This is a genomic window from Amycolatopsis sp. WGS_07 (genome assembly GCF_045278895.1).
Lineage (GTDB): Bacteria > Actinomycetota > Actinomycetes > Mycobacteriales > Pseudonocardiaceae > Amycolatopsis.
This window is the reverse complement of the sequence record NZ_CP136053.1, coordinates 7363542-7380496: the sequence shown is the minus strand read 5'-3', so window position 1 is coordinate 7380496 and position 16955 is coordinate 7363542. Positions and strand designations below refer to the sequence as shown.

Below are 16955 nucleotides of genomic sequence, written 5' to 3'. Positions count from 1 at the left end.
GCTGCCGCGGCGTTTCCGCACTGTGCGGCACCGGGCCATCAGCACGGGCCGCACCCGGCTGCCCGCCGGCCTGGGGTACGACCCGATCGATCAGAACCCCGTCGCCGACCAGCATCCCGACTGCCAGCAGTCCCGCTACACCAGCGGTGATCTTGACCCCAAACCGTCTCTTGCTCACGTTCATCCGCTCTCCTCTGTCGGAGTACCCGCCGTTAGGTCGCGACCGGCCGTGAAACTACGCGTGCAATTCCGGAATAAGCCGGTCCGCCTTGTCGAGTGAATTCCTTCCGGAGAAGGTGGCGAAATAACCGGCGAAGCATTCCGTCCGCGAAAGTTCAGCTTCCTTGCCGAACAGCTTCAGCAGCCAGGATGCCTGCGACGTCGAACAAATCTTGCACTACTGGAGGAATCCGGAAACCTTGAGCAACGCCGACTGTCAAGGTCCGGGACGCTGGCCGGGCAAGCAGGTGCAATTGTTCATTCGACGGTCATGGCATGCGGACGATTGCCTGATGATTTATTCAGGGTGCTCGGCTCGTGCCAGCTGACAACCCGGAGTCGAGCGCCAATGGACCGCCGCGGGACCCCTTCGGTCGACTGCCGCGAACGGCAGCGCGGCACGGGTGCTCAGCGACGCAACAGGTCCGGACGGGGTGTCGTGACCGAAGCGGGGTGAGGCACTCAAAGCCGCGCCGCCTCCAGCAGCCGAGAACGTCACTCTTGGCCATCCGCCAAGACTCCCGGATGGCACTCGACATGGCCCAGATTGAATGCCTTGCCCGCCACGCTGACCGAGGCCGCATCGGCCGAGATGCCCCCATCGGGGAGGTTGTTCACCACACTTGTACCAACGGTAATAATTCCCGGCACGTCGAAACCCTTGCCGGCCAGGGGCTGATTAATATGCACCGGCGAGAACGGGGGCCACCCCGCGATGGAGATTTCGGCATCGACCTTCAGGCGGGACACTTCGGCGGCAGCCGGCGTACCGGCCGGACCCGACTGACAGCTCGCGCCAAGTCCAGACAAAGAGAATTTCGCACTTGCTTCAACATCGTACGCAGCAGCCTTCGCCGCCAACAACAATCTCTTGCCCACGCCGTCAGGGACCCCGCCGATAATCGAATCGATGATCTTTCCCGCCGTCAGCTTCACGTCAATTCGCGCGGTCAAGGCGGCCGCCTTCGCGGTCGACACGCCCGTGGCCGGGTTTGCCGTGGTGTCGACCGCCAGCGCACCCCCGCCGACGCCGTCGCCTTCCAGCAGAAGGTTGATGTCGCCGACGGGGATCGACACTGACTTTATCGCGTTCCCAGGAACCTTGGCGCCAGGATCGGACTCCGGTGCCGCTGGCGCCGCGGCGGACAGGATGTTCGCCCCGCTCGGCCAGTACCCCAAAGGAAGACTTCCAGACGCGCCGGCGATGTATCCGTAGGCACTGGGAGTGGCCTGCGCGGCGGCCGCCACGCCCGCGGTTCCCGCTACCAGTCCGGCTCCCATCAGACCCGCTGTCGCGGAGAGCGCGACGATCTGTCTCAATCGCATGAACATCATCCTTAAGGTCACCCGGTCGACGATTGACGAACCGCGACGCGCGAATCCACTCCGTTACGGTCGGAAAACATCGTGACCGACCTCCCGCGCAATGAGCAATATATTCCCCGAAGATCACCCATCGAACAATGAATAAGTAAGATCACCGACATGAAATAATCATGCAATTATAGTGAGCTAGAAACACCTTTAACGTCGTCGGCGAAGATCAATGTCTGCAGCCAAGTCAGTACGAGGCACCAGACGGACTGGGTTATGTCATCGGTTTCGTCCAGGACCTTCGCCCGCCCTCCTGCCGTGCCGGGCTTCCGCCAGTACCGGCCGCGCGGGAAGCTCCCCCTTCTCTCGCCTGACCGAGACCGCTCAACCAGCGGGGATGATCTGACTCCAGGTTCGGGTCGAGATCGCCATCAGCAGCGCATTGACATATTGCGCCGCATTGGGCACCCGGCTGCTGTCCACGGCTGGCTGAGCATCCGCCAGCTGTGGTCCTGCTTCGTACACGCGGTCCTCGTTCACCATGGGCGTGCCCTGGCAGACCACGTCGTTCCCGGGGAGCACCCCTTGTTGCAGGTATCGATTTACCGCGGCATCAGCGCATGTGTTACTTCCGGCCACGCCGTGGTCTCCCGCGTTGATCACGGTCACCATGCGGGTCGCGGGGTTGCTCCGGTGCGCGGCGACGGCTCCCTCGTAGGCGGTCGCGGGGTCGAGCGTGTCTTGCAGCATGAGCGCGCCTGGCGCGGTTCGGCCGGTCACCGGCGTCAGGCCGACCGGCTGGTACGGCCAGTAATTACAGGGCTGAACGGCGAATCCGGAACCGAGCAGCGAATTGCTGCCGGCCTGCTTCCTGGCGAAATCGACCCAGTAGTCCTCGCCGCGCCAGGCGGTGTCGTTGCAGGTGATCGCAGTGAACACGGTATCGGACTTGGCCGGTGGGTCGTTTTCGGGGAAGAACTTCTTCACGGTGTCGAAGATCCAGGAAAGCAAGGAACCGCCGTCGTCCACCGGCTTTCCGCTCCGCACTGCCTGATCCAGCTCATGCAGTTTCCCCGCCACCTCCGTAAAGGACGACGAGCTGTACAGCGAGGCCGCCACGGCCGCGTCAAGCTGATCTGGCGTCAGGCGGCCGAGCTTGCCGCTTCCGGAGGCCGCGCGAATCGCCTCATAGGTTTCGTTGACCTTTTCCGGTGTATCGCCGAGATGATACTTCGAGTCATGCCGGGACAGCCACGGAAGGAGCTGCTTTTCCCACCGCCGCTGCATCGCCATCGGCTGCAGCTCGAAGGTGGTTTGCCAGCCGTCAGAGAACTGGGCGTTGGAATCCAGGACGAACCGGCCCGCTCGCTCCGGGAAGAATTTCTGATATTGGGCGCCGAGCCACGTTCCGGCAGAGGTGCCCTGGTAGTCGATGGTTCGCGCGCCCAGCAGCGCTCTCCCCAGATCCATATCCCGGACCGTCTGCTCAGTGGTCAGATAGGGCAAGAGGTCGCCGTGCTTCGCCGCGCAGCCGGCGACCCACTTCTTCACGTTCGCACGCGCTTTGGCGATCGCCGCGTCGGACAGGTCTCGCGAGTCGGCCGACGGCTCCCTCCATCGCAATCGACCCGCGTACCCAACCCGGTCCCCCGTGGATCCACCGCCACGAAATCATGGTCGAGCAGCAACTGCGGTTGCTTGATCGCGGTACTCGCCGGGAAAGGGAAGCCGGCCGCGCCCGGTCCCCCAGGGTTGAGGAACAGCTCCCGCTTCGGGCCGAAATCATCGTCGCGGGCAACCTGGGTAATTCCGACCTTAATATCGCCCAGATCCTGATGAAAGTAATCTTTGGGCGCGGTGAAAGTCCCGCATTTCTGCCGGATCGGCGTCGGAGCCATCGCCGCCAATGTCTTACTCAGCCCAGGGCAATCACCCCAAGCGATCTGCTGGTCGAGATATCTTTCCGCCAGGACGGGGACGTCTCCGTCGGCACTGGCCGGAGTATTCGAAACGAAAGTCAGCGAACCCGATAATACGCTGACTGCCAGGGCGCCGAGGAATGTTCTCGCAGAGATCTTCACATACGCTCCCAAATTGGCGAAACGGACTCCTTGCCCGTTGCCGACAGGGTGTAGCCGACAGGCGGATCACCGAGGATTCACGAGACAATACCTAGACCGCGTGCCGTCTGTCATGTGCGGTATGCAACGAATAGTGCATGAATTATTCACACCGTCGCCGCCTTCGAAATCACTGCCACCAAGATTCTCTCGCGTTGAAGTGGTTTCTTTCCTTTAGTTCGAGGCCGCTGCGCTCACGCCGGCTTCGGTCTTCCGGCTCCGGCGTTCCGGCGCGGTGGCCAGGGCGACGCCGATGACCAGGACGGCCAGGATCGCGGCCGCGGGACCCAGCCACAGCGGGCCCGCGTTCGCGAGCACGACTCCGCCGATCCCCGCGCCGATCGCGGTGCCGACGTAATTCATCGACCCGTTGAGGCTCAGCGCGACCGCCGCGACGTCTCCGCCCGCCACGAACACCCGGTTCTGCTGCGGGATGAACAACGACGAACCCATCACGCCGAGCACGAACAGCGCGACCAGCGTGGGCACGAACCAGTGCTGGACCGCCGCGAGCAGCGCCGCGGCCACCGCGACGACGACCAGTCCGGCCACGATCACCGACAGCGCGGCGAACCGGTCGGCGAACCTGCCGACGAGCCGGTTGCCGAGGAAGAATCCCGCGCCGTAGACCAGCAACGCGACCAGGATCGCGTTCGCGCTGCCCGGCGAACTGATCCCGACCACCGCGGAGGCGTACGCCGTCAGCAGGAACGACGGCGCCAGCACCAGCGCGCTCACCGCGAGAAGCGTGACGATGCGCGGATTCACCAGCACCGCCAACCGATCGCGCATCGTGGTGGCGGGCAGCGTCATCGACGGGACGAACAGCCCCGCCAGCACCGCGGCGATCGCGGCGAGCGCCACAATCGTCCACAACGTGCCGCGCCATCCCCAGAACTGGCCGATCAGCAGGCCGAACGGCACCCCGAGGACAGCGGCGAGGCTGGAGCCCGCGCCGATCACCGCGAACGCCCGGGACCGGCGTTCGGGCGGAGCGAGCACCCCCGCCACGGCGAAAGCGTTGGCCTGGAACGCAGCCGCCCCCAGCGCGGCGACGACGCGGCCCGCCAGCACGATCCCGTAGGTCGGCCCAGCGGCCTGCAGCACCATGCCGGCCAGGAACGCGACCATGCCCGCGCCGATCACAATCCGGCGGTCCGCACGTCCGGCAAGGGTGGCGATGACCGGGGATCCCACCGCATACGCGACGGCGAACACGGTCGTGAGCTGTCCCGCGCTGGCCACGCTCACCGACAGGCTCGCGGAGATCTCGGGCAACAGACCAGGCAGCACGAACCCGTCGACGCCGAGCACGAACGTGCCCACGGCGAGGATCACCAGCCGCCAGGTCAGTGCAGAATTCGATGATTGTCGAATCGTCACATCGCGGAGCGTAGACTATGATTTGATGACGGTCAAAACATGAAGGAGCCCCAACCCGTGCCGCGCACCCTGCCCGAGCCGTCCGTCGACTCGTTCGATCTCACGGTCATCCTCAGCGCCCTCGCCGATCCGGGCAGGCGCGCGCTGCTGAGGGCGATGCACCAAGCCCCGGAACCGATCGACTGCGCGATCCTGGTGGAGCGAACCGGTCTCGGCCTGAGCAACCCGACAATCTCCCACCACTACCGGGTCCTGCGCGAAGCCGGTCTCACCCGGACCGTCGTCGAAGGCCGCCGCCGCGTCGTCCGGGTCCGCCGCGACGACATCGAATCCCGGTTCCCGGGTCTGCTGGACGCCATCCTCCTCGCCCCTGACCGCGCCCCGCTTCTTCAGGACTGAAGCCGGATCCATCGGGTGCTGCCCGCAACCGTGGCGGCACCGATACCCAGCACGTCTGCAGGCACGACAACCCCAATAGGCGTGATTCGGCGCGCTGGGCCGAACATTGATGACCTGGCTGGCATGGCGCTACTGCGCAGGATTACTGTCGCTTCGCCTCTGCGAGCAGTGTCCAAGCGCCGCTACAACGAGGCTCACCCCCGCCCGCGGCGCGTCTCCTCCAGGTCGTCCGCTATTGCGGCCGAGGTGCGCCGGAGCGGGGCGAGGAAGCGGTCCACGATGTCCGCCCTCGACAACGAACTCGCCGAGGTGGACACGTTGACCGCTGCGATCACGGTCCGGGGCGGTGTGTCCGAGTTGCGACTCATCGAATGCTGGCGGCGGCCGAAAATCGGCACCGCGATCGATCGCAACCCCTCTTGGACTTCTTGGTCGATAAGAGAGAAGCCCTGCTCTCGCACCAGGTTCAGCTCGGCACGGAACGCTTCCGGGTCGGTGATCGCCCGTTCGGTCGGGGCGTCGGACGGAAGTGTCTCGAGGTAGTCGTTGAGGTCCTCGGGGGCTTGCGCCGCCAGCAGGACGCGTCCCATCGCCGTCCAGTGCGCGGGAAGGCGGGTGCCGATGTTGATGGTCACGCTCATGATGCGACGGATCGTGGCGCGCGCGACGTACACGATTTCGGCCCCGTCGAGCACGGAAACCGAACTCGATTCTTCGATTTCCTGGGACAGCTGCTCGAGATAAGGCTGCGCGACTTCGGGCAGGCTCAGCGACGAGAGGTAGCTGAAGCCCAACTCGAGAACACGCGGCGTGAGCGAGTACCAGCGACCGTGCGACTTCATGTAGCCGACCTCGACGAGGGTCGAGAGGAAGCGGCGCGCGGTCGCCCGCGTCAGCGACGTCGCCGCGGCGATCTCGCTCAGCGTCATTTCCGGGTGGTCCTCGTCGAACGCCCGGATGACGCTCAGCCCGCGTACCAGCGACTGAACGTACTGATCGCTGGGACCCGGACCGCCGCCCGCGCTCCTCGTAGCCGTCACGGCAGCGGATCCTACCGGAGGCCACCGGTCTCATTTTGTATCGCTATACGAACAGAAGTTCGCTGGTTGACACTTTTAGGCCTCGCGCATAGTCTTCACACCACCCGCCACCCGGAGCGGCTAGTCACTCTCCGCATCCGCCGCGACTGAGCATTCTCAAGCCGGGCAACCGTTCCGGCTGTTCCGCAGCGCTCCCGTTTCGACCGGTCAGACCTCGACGAGCATCGGAGTCACCATGTCCGAGACAGCACTTCAGGATCTGCTCCTGAGCGGGTCCTTCCGAGTCGGCCGCACGCTCGTCACGCACCTCAGCGACGGTGTCGTCGTGGAGCCGCGAGCGAGTTGGTTCCACGGTGTCGATCCCGCCTGCTGGATGCCCGTCGTCGGAGTCGACTCCCCCGACACGCCGTTTCCGGTGACCTTCGGCGGGTTTTTGGTCCAGACACCGGACACCACGACGATGTTCGACTGCGGGCTAGGGCCGCGGGCTCGGTCGATGTCCCCCGGCATCCGCGAAGGCGGGAACCTGCTGCGCCGGCTCGAAGAGGCCGGCGTGGATCCCAGCGAAGTCGACCGGGTGGTCATCAGCCATCTGCACATCGACCACTGCGGGCACCTGCTCAAGCCGGACGGAAGCCTGACCTTCGAGTCCGCCGAGGTCTGGCTGCACCGCCGGGAGCTGGAGTACTGGCAGTCCGGGTCGGCAGCGGGAAACATCGAGCCCGCGCTGATCAGGCGCTACCTTGAGGCGCTCGAGTCGGCGGGCGTTCTGCGCACCTACGTCGACGAGTTCGAACTCTCCCCCGGGATCCGCCTGATCCCGTCACCGGGGCACACCCCGGCCACACGGTGATGCTGCTGAGTTCTACCGGCGCGCACGCCATGCTGCTCGGCGACGTCGTGCACCACACCGCGCATTTCACGCATCCGCAGTGGCTGCAGAGCTACGACGTGGCACCGGAATCGTCGTTCGCCACGCGGCGCGAGCTATTCGATCGCGCAGCCCGGCTCGGCGCCGTCGTCACGGCGGTGCACATGCCGATCCTCACGCTGGGGACTGTCGAGACGACGGAGTCCGGCGGACACGTTTATCACCCGCACAGGTAAGGAGCGATCAATGCAGTACCGCACGCTCGGCCACACGGGACTCCTTGTCTCGCAGGCATTCTTCGGCGGCACGTTCATCGGCGAGTTCGAGGACGAGACGTCGACGCGGCGTCTCGTCGACGCGGCGTGGGACGCCGGGATCAACACGTTCTACTCGGCGGACGCCTACCACAACGGGCGGGCCGAGGAACTGCTCGGGCAGGCGATCCGGCCGCGCCGCGACGAGGTGAACCTGCTGATCAAGGCCGGCATGCGGGTCGGGACGGCGGACGCGCCGACCACGATGCAGGACTGGAACGCGACGCCGCGCCGGGTCGAGGTCGACCACGCCTTCTACATGAAACGCGGGATCGGGCCGACGTCGCGTGGTCTCACCCGCAAGCACCTGATCTCCGCGGTCGAGGCGTCGCTGAAACGGCTGGGAACCGACTATATCGATATCTACGTCGCGCATTTCTTCGATCCGTCGACTCCGGTGGAGGAGACCCTGCACGCCATGGACGACCTCGTCCGCCAGGGCAAGATCCTCTACGTCGGCTGCTCGCAGACCGCGGCCTGGCAGCTGTACCGGGCACTGTGGGCCAGCGAGGTCAACAATCTCGTTTCCTATCAGTCACAACAGATCCACTACAACATCTTCGAGCGCGACGCGCGGCGCGAGCAGCTGGCAGCCGCCGAGGCGGCCGGGGTCAGCGTGCTCGCCTTCAACGCACTGGCGGGAGAACTGCTGGCGGGCGCCCATACACGCGGTGACGACTCGCTGCGGGACACGATGGGCTTCCGCCGCCGCTACGCCGACATGTACTGGACCGACGAGAATTTCGACCTGATCGAAGAGTTCGTCTCGATCGCCGGGGCCTTCGGTCGCACGCCCAGCGCCCTGGCCTACGCATGGACGCTGGCCCAGCCCGCGGTGACGGCACTCAACATCGGTCCCCGCGTCGTCGACGGCTTCGCTCCCGCGGTGAACGCGATCGACACGCCACTGCTCCCAGAGGAAGACCGCGCGATCCAGCACCTCCTGGAGCGGTACCCGACCGCGCCTCCAACCCGGGAGCGCCTCACGGTCGAGAGCCTGTAGTGCCTGGTCGCTTCGAGTACTGGGTCGGAATGGACACCCCGGCGATCGAGGACTCCGCGTTGCGCGAGTTCAATCGCTTCTATTCGACCGTCCATGTACCCGAAGTAATGGCCTATTACCCGGGCATGATCTCGTGTGCGCGGTACCGGCTGACCGAACAAGACGAGCGCGGCGACCGCGGTCCGATGTGGCTGGCGCGGTACACAATGGACGAGCACGCGGCCACCCATTACCGCACCGTCAACTCGGACCCCGAATTCGTCATGCCGTTCACCCCGATGCCGTTGCGCCGGCGAGATTTCGCCGTTCGCTGGCGCTTCCTCTGGCGCTCGCTCGCTTCCTACGGAGACGACACCGGAACCAGCCGGGGCGTGCGGCTCATCGGGATGGACCCCGCAGCGGGTACCCGGGCGGAAGAGCTGACGGCGTTCAACACGTTCTACGACAAGACACATCTTCGCGAGGCACGCGGCGCTCTCCAGTCCCACTTCGTCACACGTTACGAGCTGTGCCAGACGTTCCCCTCATCCGCACCCGCCGCGCCCCGGTACGCGGCGATCTACGAGCTAGACCACACCACCGTGACAAACCTGCCCGTACCTCCGGTGACGGAAGGCCCGCCGTCCTGGCAGAACCGGAACACGCACTGGCGGCTGACGTACGCGCTTATTGAGCGGATCGACAGAGGCTGAGAGCAGACCCGAGAAATTCCGTCGGACCAAGGGAGCAACGATGCCCCACACCGCCAACGAAAAGCGCACGAAAACGTCCGCCAGGCGAGCCGCAATCGCGGCGTTTCTCGGGAGCACATTGGAGTACTACGACTTCTACCTGTACGCCGTCGCGGCAGCGCTTATCTTCGACCGGCTGTTCTTCCCCTCCGGCAATGCCGCCGTCGGGCTCGCCCTGTCCTTCGCCACCTTCGGAGTCGCTTACGTCGCACGGCCCGTCGGCGGAATTGTGATGTCGCACTTCGGCGATCGGATCGGCCGCCGGCGGGTGCTGATGATCGCCCTCGCGATCATGGGCACCTCGTCGTTCGCAGTGGGACTCCTGCCGACGTATGGCTCGGTAGGAATTTGGGCGCCGATCTTGCTGGTAGCGGCCCGGCTGGCGCAGGGTTTCTCCGCCGGCGCCGAACTGGCCGGCGCGACGACCCTGACCCTGGAGCACGCGCCGGCCCGTCATCGGTCCTTCTTCACCAGCTGGGCCTCGACGGGCTGCTCCGCGGGTTTGCTCCTCGCGACGCTCGTGTTCATCCCTGTCGCAGCGCTTCCCGACGCTCAGATGCTTGCCTGGGGCTGGCGGATCCCGTTCCTGTCGTCGGTCGTGGTCTTCGCGATCGCGTACTGGGTCCGCACCCGCCTCGACGAGCCGCCGGAGTTCGAGAAACAGCAGGAGACCGACTCCGTCGTGCGCGTTCCGGGCGTCGAAGTCCTGCGCACCCAGCCGACGGCGGTGTTACGGGTCGTCCTGATGACGCTCATGGCTTCCTCGCAAACAATCTTCAGCTTTTTCAGCCTGTCCTACGCCAGCACGACGGCCGGCGTGGGCAAATCGCCAATGCTGGTCGTCAACGCCGTCACGCTCGGGTTGTCGCTCGCGGTTCTGCCACTCGCTGCGTCGCTGTCCGACCGGATCGGCCGGAAACCGACACTCCTGATCGGTGCCGTCGGCAGCCTCTTGTCGCTCTTCTTGTTCTTCTGGTTCATCACGACCGGCAGCATCGTGTTGATCTCGCTGGGCGCATTCCTGTTCATGTCGGTGCTGTATTCGTTCTGGAGCGCCGTCTATCCGGTCTACTTCGCGGAACTGTTCGCGACCCCGGTGCGCTATTCCGGAATGGCTATCGGGCAGCAGATCGGCCTCGTCCTCGTCGGGTTCGCCCCGGTCATCGGAGCGCTCCTGCAGCGACCGGGGACGTACGGGTGGCTCCCGGTCGCGGCGTTCACCGGAGTGTGCATCGGCATCGCGGCCATTGCCGTCTGGACGGGACCGGAGACGTACCGCGTGCCGGTGGACCGGCTCGGCCGGGCGAACATGCTTGCTGATGCAGCCGAGTCGCCGAGCAGCGATGCACGAACGCGGTCCGCGGCGTCGCCTGAGTAAAGGCCGCGGGGTTGCGACAACGCCTGACACGGCTTGAGCCCGGCCGGACCGCCGTCCCGAACGCGCACCGCCCCTCTGTCAAGCACTGTGTCAAGCAGTTCAGCCAGGGCAAAAAGGATGTGCTCCGCACCTCAGCTCCGCAATGCTTACGGCCAGACAAACGGAAGGGTCGAATTGACATGTTCCGAAATCCTTGGCGAAGCATCAGGTCAGCGGTGGCGGTTTCCACAGTATTGTGCCCGCTGGCGGCGGCCCCTTCCGCGAACGCGGCCCCAGCTGCAAGTTGCCCCGGCAACACGCACGCGATCTACAGCGGCCACTACCTGGGGTGCGAGATGAACGGCCAGCACCACAGCCCCTGGCAGATCTGGAGCCCCGGGTCCAGAGGCGAGACGATCGCCGTAGTCGGTGTCGACTACTTGACGTACTACGCCGCGTGGAACGGCGGACCATGGCACCGGCTTGGCAACGGGCAGGCCAGTCCAAGCGGTACCGGCATTTACTTCGATACCGATCTCTATGATGCTCAGGGACTCCCGCTGCAGGGGCATTACTACGTGCTCGGCACTGACGGCCACACGCGGTGGTGCATTAATTTCGACACGACGCAGGACGCGCCGACCTCGGACTGGTACTGGAAGGGATGCCGCGCGGGCTGACGCATGAAGGGTGTTCAAGACCAGTGTGCGATTACTGGTCTTGAACACCCTGGTTGAGGACCTGCGCACCGCTCCGGCCATGCACAGTCGCCAGTCACTGACATCGATCATGCTCAACAGCGCGAACCACGGTCGCAAACGACGAACATCCGCGGACGGCGGTCACCGGCACACCTCACCGGGCGCGAGAAGCCCGGAGGGCGACATCCCAGCGCAACCACCAGCTGCGCACTCCGCTTCTGCTCGAAACAGCCGCCCGGCACCACACCCCCATCCGCGGCACCGAACGGCGCGGCCAGAAAAGCGTGGCACGCTCATCGCGCAGCCGCGGCGAATTCGTCGTACGTGCTCTGATCGAACAACACCATCCGCACCGAAGTGATCCCCGGTGTCTCCTTCGCGGTCTCGGCGACCGTCGTCAAGGCGATCTCCGCGGCGGACGCGACCGGCCAGCGGTAGATCCCGGTGGAAATCGCCGGAAACGCGATGCTGCGTGCGTCAAGGTCCGCCGCGACGTGCATCGCGTTGCGGTAGCAGTCGGCCAGCAGGCGGGACCGGTCCTCCGTCGGCGACCAGACCGGGCCGACGGTGTGGATCACCCATCGAGCGGGCAGAAGCCCCGCGGTCGTCGCGACGGCCTGCCCTGTCTTGAGTCCGCGGCCGTAGTGCCCGGCGCGCAGCTTCCGGCATTCCGCCAGGATGTCCGGGCCGCCCTTGCGGTGGATGGCGCCGTCCACGCCCCCGCCGCCCAGCAGGGACGAGTTCGCAGCGTTCACCACCGCGTCGACCTCGTGCTCAGTGATGTCGCCCAGGACGAGTTCGATGAGGCTCACCAACGGCATTCTCCCAGCAGCGCGGCGCGTCGTCGAGCGAGTTAGCCGCCGGTGACTCCCTTCGCCGGAATTCCGGCCCGACCTTCGCCAGGCAACGTCGCTGGTTCACGTGACTGCGCAGCACTGCCCGCCCCTGCCTACGGTCGACCCAGCGGCAGAAGGGGGTCGGCGGTGGACGGCGGTACGGTCGTGGCATTCCTGCTCGCTCTTGTCGTGATCGTCGTGGTCGCGCGGCTGCTGGGCTTGCTCTGCCGACGGCTCGGGCAGCCCGAGGTGATCGGGGAGATCGCCGGCGGCATTCTGCTTGGCCCGACGCTGTTCCACGGTGCGCTCACCCGCGAACTGTTTCCCGCTGACATCCGCCCGGCGCTCACCGCGCTGTCCACTGTCGGGATCTGCGTCTTCATGTTCCTGGTGGGCCTGCACCTGGCCGACGGCGGGCTGCGCGGTCAGGGCCGGATCGCGGTGGTGCTGTCGCTGGGCTCGACGGTCGTGCCGTTCGTGGCCGGCACTGTGCTCGCGATCGGGCTGGTGGGCGACCGGTCGGGCCGGAGTGCGATTCTGTTCTGCCTCTACGTCGGGATCGCGATGTCGATCACCGCGTTTCCGGTGCTGGCCCGGATTTTGACCGACCGCGACCTCATCGACACGCCCATCGGCGGGCTGGCGCTCGCGACGGCGGCGGTCGGCGACGTGCTCGCCTGGTCGATGCTCGCGGTTCTGGTGGCGTTCTCCCACGGGGACACGCTGCCGTGGCGCGTTCTGCTCGTGTTGCCGTTCGTGGGGCTCCTCACCGGGGTGGTGCGGCCGCTGCTGGCGAAGCTGGCGGCCCGTCCGCCCGCGGTCCGCGGAACGGGCGCTCGGGCGATCGTCGGCGGCGGGCTGCTGGTCGCGATCGCCGCCGCGCTGGCGTTGTCGTCCTACGCGACCGCGTGGATGGGGCTGCACAACATCTTCGGGGCGTTCCTGCTCGGCGCGGTCATGCCCCGCGAGGGCGCCGTCGCGCTCCGGGCGCGGGTGCTGCCTTGGGTCGAGCGGATCGACCGGATCGTGTTGCTGCCCCCGTTTTTCGTGGTGGCCGGTTTCTCGGTCGATCTGTCCGGAATGGACGGCCGGGCGTTCGGCCTGCTGCTGGTGATCCTCCTGGTCGCGAACTGCGGCAAGCTGTTCGGCGCGTTCGGGGCCGCCCGGCTGTCGCGGATGCCGGTCCGGCACAGCGCCACGCTCGCCCTGCTGGTCAACACCCGCGGGCTCACCGAGCTGATCGTCCTGGCGGTCGGGCTCCAGATCGGGCTGCTCGACCAGCGGCTGTACTCGCTGATGGTCGTGATGGCGGTGGTCACCACGCTCACGCCGGGACTGCTGCTGCCCTTCGTCTACCCGCGGTGGCGGGCGCGCCGCGACCGCGAGCCCCGGGCCGTCGCCGAGTCCGCACCACTACCGAACAAGGAGTCGATGCCGTGAACCCGTTCGCCGAGACCGACGGCCGTTTCCTGGTGCTCGTCAACGACGAGGAGCAGTACTCGCTGTGGCCGAGCCGCCGGAAGGTGCCCGACGGCTGGGAGGTCGTGCATCCCGAGAACAGCCGGGAGGCGTGCCTGGACTACGTCGAGAGCCGCTGGACCGACCTGCGCCCGCTCAGCGCCCGCTGAACGCGTCGGGAACGGGCAGCCCGTGCTTGCTATTCAGGATTTCCTGGAAGAACTGCGCCTGGCCGGCGTGCAGCTGTGGCTGCAGGACGGCAAGCTGCGCTACCGGCCGGCCGGCGGCATCGACGGGGACCGGCTGGCGGTGCTGCGCGAACGGCGTGCCGAGGTGATCGCCGCGATCCGCGCCGACCAGCCGCCCGCGGCGCGGCCGGACACGATCCCGTTGTCCGAGCACCAGCAGGGCATGTGGTTCCTCGACCGGATGGACCTGCTCGGGCCCGCCTACAACCACACCGCGATCTACCGGCTCGCCGGCGCGCTGGACGTGCCGGCGCTGCGCTCGGCGATCGCGGAGATCGTGCGGCGCCACGAGATCCTGCGGACCGCCTTTCCCGCGCGCGACGGAGTCGGCGTCCAGGTGGTGGAGCCCGCGGGCGATCCCCGCTTCACGACCCACGACCTGACCGGCCTCTCCGCCGACGAACAGGCCCGGTGGCTGGAAGACCGGAAGCAGCGCTACCGCGAGCACCGGTTCGACATTTCCGTGGCCCGCAACTTCGGCACCGAGCTGGTCCGCCTCGGCCCGGAAGAGCACGTGCTCGTGTTCCGCGCGTACCACCTGGTGATCGACGGGTCCTCGTTCTCGATCCTCTTCCACGAGCTGCGCACGCTCTACGCGGCTTACCGCAGCGGCGCCCCGTCCCCGCTGCCCGAGCTGACCATGCAGTACGCGGACTACGCCCTGTGGCAGCAGGCCCGGGACGGCGCCGAGGCCAAACGACACCTGCAGTACTGGAAGGACCGGCTGGCCGGCGCGCCGCATTCCCTCGGCCTGCCGACCGACCGGCCGCGGCCCGCCGTCGCCGAACTCGCGGGCGACCTCGTCCAGGTTCCGGTGCCCGCCGAAGTCGCCGACGGGCTGCGCCGGCTGGCCCGGCGGGAGAACGTCACGATGTTCACGGTGCTGCTCGCGGCGTTCCACACGCTGCTGTACCGGTGGAGCGGGCAGACCGACGTCAGCATCGGGATGATCGTCGACGGGCGGGCGCATCCGGACGTCGCGGACGGCATCGGCCACTTCGTCAATCCGGTGGTGCTGCGGGCGGATCTGGCCGGGCGGCCGACGTTCGCGGGACTGCTCGGCCAGATCCGGCCGCGGCTGCTCGAGGCTCTGGAGCACCGGCACGTGCCGTTCGACCGGCTGGTGGCCGAGCTGCGGCCGCAGCGGGACCTGTCGGTGCACCCGCTGTTCCAGGTGCTGTTCACGCACCTGGTGATCAACGAGTTCGACCTTCTCGACGGGCTGGCCGTCACGCCGATCGAGGCGGCCGGGCACAAGGCGATGTTCGACCTCACGCTCGGCGCCTCGGAGACCGAGGCGGGCGAGCTGAGCGTCGACCTGGACTACCAGACCACGCTGTTCGACCGGGCCACTATCGAGCGCTTGGCCGGGTATCTGGTGACGCTGCTGGCCGGGGTGGTCGCCGCGCCCGACGCACCAGTCGACGACCTGCCGCTCATGTCGGCCGAGCAACGGCACGAGATGCTCGAGGTCTGGAACGACACGGCCCGCCCGTTCGACGACGGCACCTGTCTGCACGAGCTGATCGAGCGGCAGGCGGCCGCCACGCCGGACGCCGTCGCGGCGGTGTTCGAGGGCCGGGCGCTGACCTACCGCCAGCTGGACGAGCGGGCGAACGCGCTGGCCTGGCATCTGCGAGAACGAGGCGTCGGCCCGGACGAACGGGTCGGCATCGGTCTCCCCGCTCGCTCGATCTGCTGGTCGCCAACCTGGCCGTGCTCAAGGCAGGCGGGGCCTGCGTCCCGATCGACCCGACCTACCCGGCCGCCCGCCAGCAGCTGATCGCCGAGGACGCGGCGCCGCGGCTGCTGATCCGGCCGACCGCCGGCAAGGACGAGGCCGCCCCGGTGCTGGCGCTCGACGCGTTCGGCGCCCCCGCCAGCGCCGCCGGGCCGCCGAATCTCGCCGACCCAGCCAATATCGCCTGGGTGCTGTACACCTCCGGCTCCACCGGGCGGCCCAAGGGCGTGGCCATGCCGCACCGAGCCCTGCACAACCAGGTGCAGTGGCAGCGGCGGCAAGGCCCCGGCGGCCGCGGCCGCACGCTGCAGTGGGCCGCGCTCAGCTTCGACATCTTCTACCAGGAGATGATCACCACACTGTCCGCCGGCGACACGCTCGTCCTGGTCGGCGAGGACGTGCGACACGACTTCGAACGGCTGCTCGACGTCATCGAGGAGCAGCGGATCGAGCGGATCTTCATGCCGTTCGTCGCCCTGCGCGGGCTGGCGGAGCTGGCCGTGCGCCTCGGCCGGATCCCGCGTTCGCTGCGCGCGGTGCTCACGGCGGGCGAGCAGCTTCAGGCGACCCCGGCGGTCCGGGCCTTCTTCGAGGGACTGCCGGATTGCACGCTGTACAACCAGTACGGGCCCATCGAGGTGCACCTGGCCACCTCCCACCAGCTCGACCGCGACCCCGCCGGATGGCCCGCGCTGCCGCCCATCGGCCTGCCCTTCGACAACGTGCGGGCCTATGTGCTCGACGCCGGGCTGAGGCCGGTGCCGCCCGGGGTGGCCGGCGAGCTGTTCGTCGGCGGGATCGCGCTGGCGCGCGGCTACCTCGGCCGCCCGGACCTGACCGCGGAGCGGTTCCTGCCCGACCCGTTCGGCGACGGCGCCCGGATGTACCGCACCGGCGACCAGGTCCGCTGGAACTCCGCCGGACGGCTGGAATTCCTCGGCCGGGCCGACGACCAGGTGAAGATCCGCGGGTTCCGGGTCGAGGTCGCCGAGATCGAGGCGGTCCTCACCGGCTGCCCCGGGGTGCGCGAATGCGCCGTCGGCGTCCACCGGTACGGGGAGGGCGACCGGCGGCTGGTCGCCTACGTCGTGCCGGATCCGGACGTCCCGCCCGCCGCCGCCGAGCTTCGCGCTTTCCTGGCCGCCCGCTTGCCGGACTACATGGTGCCTGCCGCCTACCAGACGGTGCCGGAGCTGCCGCGGACGCCGAGCGGGAAGCTG

Annotated in this window: 15 protein-coding genes and 1 pseudogene; 10 read left to right on the top strand and 6 right to left on the bottom strand. The window is 67.3% G+C overall.

Going from position 1 to position 16955, the window contains the following annotated elements; genetic code table 11:
- Positions 1-714 precede the first annotated feature (714 nt).
- The 4 genes from RPX00_RS34665 to RPX00_RS34650 form a co-directional block, all read right to left on the bottom strand.
- Entirely contained in the window at positions 715-1545 is an 831-nt protein-coding gene (locus tag RPX00_RS34665; RefSeq protein WP_406631741.1) for a hypothetical protein, read from the bottom strand.
- Positions 1546-1917: 372 nt separating this feature from the next.
- Positions 1918-3084, bottom strand: a complete 1167-nt coding sequence (locus RPX00_RS34660; protein WP_406631740.1) for an alpha/beta hydrolase — start codon at positions 3082-3084, stop codon at positions 1918-1920.
- Positions 3081-3614, bottom strand: coding sequence for a hypothetical protein (locus tag RPX00_RS34655; protein ID WP_406631739.1), 534 nt, complete (start codon positions 3612-3614; stop codon positions 3081-3083). The genes RPX00_RS34660 and RPX00_RS34655 overlap by 4 nt, the downstream gene beginning before the upstream one ends.
- Before the next feature lie 213 nt (positions 3615-3827).
- Entirely contained in the window at positions 3828-5036 is a 1209-nt protein-coding gene (locus RPX00_RS34650) for an MFS transporter (RefSeq protein WP_406631738.1), read from the bottom strand.
- A gap of 39 nt (positions 5037-5075) precedes the next feature.
- On the opposite strand from RPX00_RS34650, the gene RPX00_RS34645 reads away from it, so the two are divergent.
- Positions 5076-5435: an ArsR/SmtB family transcription factor gene (locus tag RPX00_RS34645; RefSeq protein ID WP_406631737.1), complete on the top strand. Its 360-nt coding sequence runs from the start codon at positions 5076-5078 to the stop codon at positions 5433-5435.
- A 194-nt stretch (positions 5436-5629) separates the two neighbouring features.
- On the opposite strand, the gene RPX00_RS34640 is transcribed toward RPX00_RS34645, so the two are convergent.
- Entirely contained in the window at positions 5630-6475 is an 846-nt protein-coding gene (locus RPX00_RS34640) for an IclR family transcriptional regulator C-terminal domain-containing protein (RefSeq protein WP_406631736.1), read from the bottom strand.
- Positions 6476-6710: 235 nt separating this feature from the next.
- On the opposite strand from RPX00_RS34640, the gene RPX00_RS34635 reads away from it, so the two are divergent.
- The 6 genes from RPX00_RS34635 to RPX00_RS34610 all read left to right on the top strand — a co-directional run bounded on the left by RPX00_RS34635 (position 6711) and on the right by RPX00_RS34610 (position 11431).
- On the top strand, positions 6711-7328 hold the full coding sequence (locus RPX00_RS34635) for an MBL fold metallo-hydrolase (RefSeq protein ID WP_406631735.1): 618 nt from the start codon (positions 6711-6713) through the stop codon (positions 7326-7328).
- The gene (locus RPX00_RS34630; protein WP_406631734.1) at positions 7328-7582 is read left to right on the top strand and encodes a hypothetical protein; all 255 of its coding nucleotides are present in this window, start codon (positions 7328-7330) and stop codon (positions 7580-7582) included. Before RPX00_RS34635 ends, RPX00_RS34630 begins: the two co-directional genes overlap by 1 nt.
- A gap of 10 nt (positions 7583-7592) precedes the next feature.
- A complete protein-coding gene (locus RPX00_RS34625; RefSeq protein ID WP_406631733.1) occupies positions 7593-8663 on the top strand; it encodes an aldo/keto reductase in 1071 nt (356 codons plus the stop codon).
- Positions 8663-9355: a hypothetical protein gene (locus RPX00_RS34620; RefSeq protein WP_406631732.1), complete on the top strand. Its 693-nt coding sequence runs from the start codon at positions 8663-8665 to the stop codon at positions 9353-9355. The genes RPX00_RS34625 and RPX00_RS34620 overlap by 1 nt, the downstream gene beginning before the upstream one ends.
- Before the next feature lie 40 nt (positions 9356-9395).
- Positions 9396-10772, top strand: a complete 1377-nt coding sequence (locus tag RPX00_RS34615) for an MFS transporter (RefSeq protein ID WP_406631731.1) — start codon at positions 9396-9398, stop codon at positions 10770-10772.
- Positions 10773-11107: 335 nt separating this feature from the next.
- A complete protein-coding gene (locus tag RPX00_RS34610; protein WP_406631730.1) occupies positions 11108-11431 on the top strand; it encodes a hypothetical protein in 324 nt (107 codons plus the stop codon).
- 314 nt (positions 11432-11745) lie between these two features.
- Here the strand turns inward: RPX00_RS34610 and RPX00_RS34605 are convergent, their stop codons facing one another.
- Positions 11746-12273 (bottom strand): O-acetyl-ADP-ribose deacetylase, encoded by a 528-nt coding sequence (locus RPX00_RS34605; protein ID WP_406631729.1) that lies wholly within the window; start codon positions 12271-12273, stop codon positions 11746-11748.
- 162 nt (positions 12274-12435) lie between these two features.
- On the opposite strand from RPX00_RS34605, the gene RPX00_RS34600 reads away from it, so the two are divergent.
- From RPX00_RS34600 to RPX00_RS34590, 3 genes and pseudogenes are all read left to right on the top strand, one after another.
- Positions 12436-13728 (top strand): cation:proton antiporter, encoded by a 1293-nt coding sequence (locus RPX00_RS34600; protein WP_406631728.1) that lies wholly within the window; start codon positions 12436-12438, stop codon positions 13726-13728.
- Positions 13725-13916 (top strand): MbtH family protein, encoded by a 192-nt coding sequence (locus tag RPX00_RS34595; protein ID WP_406631727.1) that lies wholly within the window; start codon positions 13725-13727, stop codon positions 13914-13916. Before RPX00_RS34600 ends, RPX00_RS34595 begins: the two co-directional genes overlap by 4 nt.
- 22 nt (positions 13917-13938) lie before the next feature.
- A pseudogene (locus RPX00_RS34590) lies at positions 13939-16953 on the top strand (amino acid adenylation domain-containing protein); the annotation flags it as partial.
- Positions 16954-16955 lie beyond the last annotated feature (2 nt).

Bases quoted from the DNA above. Each gene is read 5' to 3' on its own strand.
- RPX00_RS34635 (WP_406631735.1), top strand. From the start codon at position 6,711: ATGTCCGAGACAGCACTTCAGGATCTGCTCCTGAGCGGGTCCTTCCGA.
- RPX00_RS34605 (WP_406631729.1), bottom strand. From the start codon at position 12,273: ATGCCGTTGGTGAGCCTCATCGAACTCGTCCTGGGCGACATCACTGAG.
- RPX00_RS34645 (WP_406631737.1), top strand. From the start codon at position 5,076: ATGAAGGAGCCCCAACCCGTGCCGCGCACCCTGCCCGAGCCGTCCGTC.
- RPX00_RS34625 (WP_406631733.1), top strand. From the start codon at position 7,593: ATGCAGTACCGCACGCTCGGCCACACGGGACTCCTTGTCTCGCAGGCA.
- RPX00_RS34615 (WP_406631731.1), top strand. From the start codon at position 9,396: ATGCCCCACACCGCCAACGAAAAGCGCACGAAAACGTCCGCCAGGCGA.
- RPX00_RS34630 (WP_406631734.1), top strand. From the start codon at position 7,328: ATGCTGCTGAGTTCTACCGGCGCGCACGCCATGCTGCTCGGCGACGTC.
- RPX00_RS34610 (WP_406631730.1), top strand. From the start codon at position 11,108: ATGAACGGCCAGCACCACAGCCCCTGGCAGATCTGGAGCCCCGGGTCC.
- RPX00_RS34665 (WP_406631741.1), bottom strand. From the start codon at position 1,545: ATGCGATTGAGACAGATCGTCGCGCTCTCCGCGACAGCGGGTCTGATG.